At 48.1% G+C, this 1439-nt stretch carries 2 protein-coding genes; both read right to left on the reverse strand.

Going from position 1 to position 1439, the window contains the following annotated elements; genetic code table 11:
• Positions 1–251 precede the first annotated feature (251 nt).
• Complete coding sequence (rpsJ, locus tag Q9I99_RS11205) at positions 252–563, reverse strand: 30S ribosomal protein S10 (RefSeq protein WP_002215394.1); 312 nt, start codon at positions 561–563, stop codon at positions 252–254.
• A 17-nt stretch (positions 564–580) separates the two neighbouring features.
• Positions 581–1439, reverse strand: an 859-nt coding sequence (gene tuf, locus Q9I99_RS11210) for an elongation factor Tu (protein ID WP_304666235.1), incomplete at its 5' end; no start/stop codon positions are given.

Here is a 1439-nt window from a genome sequence, read left to right on the forward strand (position 1 = left end):
CCGATTCTACCTTTCTTCGGGGGGGGGGGGGGCAAGCCTTAGGAAGGCTATGGATAAAAATATCCTGTTTTGTTCACTAAAAAATGCCGTCTGAAAATTCTTGAGGCACAAAATAAGCCAATTTCACCGACCGCACTGTTTTTTGATTTTGTTGTTTTATCTTGAATCTGTTTGCCGCCGCATATTTTCAGACGGCATAACATAAAAAAATCCCCAAGCATTGATTGCTTGGGGATTTTCAATAGTCCGAATTATTGGACTTTGATTTCTACATCAACACCGGCCGGCAAATCCAGCTTCATCAGCGCATCGGTAGTTTTATCGGTCCAATCCACAATGTCCATCAGGCGCAAGTGGGTGCGGATTTCCAATTGTTCACGGGAAGTTTTGTTCACGTGCGGAGAACGCAAAATGTTGAAACGCTCGATTTTGGTCGGCAACGGAATCGGACCTTTTACAACGGCACCGGTACGTTTTGCAGTTTCAACGATTTCTTGTGCAGAACGGTCAATCAGGGCGTAATCATAAGCTTTCAGGCGGATACGGATTTTTTGGTTTGCCATTTATCAATATCCTTCAATTAAGCGATAACAGAAGAAACCACGCCGGCACCCACGGTACGGCCGCCTTCGCGAATCGCAAAGCGCAGACCTTCTTCCATAGCGATAGGCGCAATCAGTTCTACAGTAATGGTTACGTTCTCACCCGGCATTACCATTTCTACACCTTCTTCCAAAGTAACCGCGCCGGTTACGTCGGTAGTACGGAAGTAGAATTGTGGACGGTAGTTAGCGAAGAACGGAGTGTGACGACCACCCTCTTCTTTGCTCAGTACGTATACTTCTGCTTTGAACTTGGTGTGAGGAGTGATAGTACCTGGTTTAGCCAATACTTGACCTCGCTCCACGTCTTCACGTTTGGTACCACGCAGCAATACGCCTACGTTGTCACCTGCTTGACCTTCGTCCAGCAGTTTGCGGAACATTTCAACGCCGGTACAAGTTGTTTTTTGGGTTTCTTTCAGACCTACGATTTCGATCTCGTCACCAACGTGGATGATACCGCGCTCTACACGACCGGTTACTACGGTACCGCGACCGGAAATAGAGAACACGTCTTCGATAGGCAACAAGAAAGGTTTGTCCACGGCACGCTCAGGAGTTGGGATGTAGCTGTCCAATGCAGCAGCCAATTCGAAGATTTTTTCTTCGTAACCAGCATCACCTTCCAAAGCTTTCAGTGCAGAACCTTGTACGATTGGGCAGTCGTCGCCTGGGAAGTCGTAGCTGGACAACAGGTCGCGAATTTCCATTTCAACCAGTTCCAACAGCTCGGCATCGTCAACCATGTCGCATTTGTTCATGAACACGATGATGTAAGGTACGCCTACTTGGCGGGCCAACAGGATGTGTTCGCGAGTTTGCGGCATAGGGCCGTCG

This window comes from Neisseria basseii, from assembly GCF_962707005.1.
Taxonomy (GTDB): domain Bacteria; phylum Pseudomonadota; class Gammaproteobacteria; order Burkholderiales; family Neisseriaceae; genus Neisseria; species Neisseria bergeri.

Bases quoted from the DNA above. Each gene is read 5' to 3' on its own strand.
- rpsJ (WP_002215394.1), bottom strand. From the start codon at position 563: ATGGCAAACCAAAAAATCCGTATCCGCCTGAAAGCTTATGATTACGCC.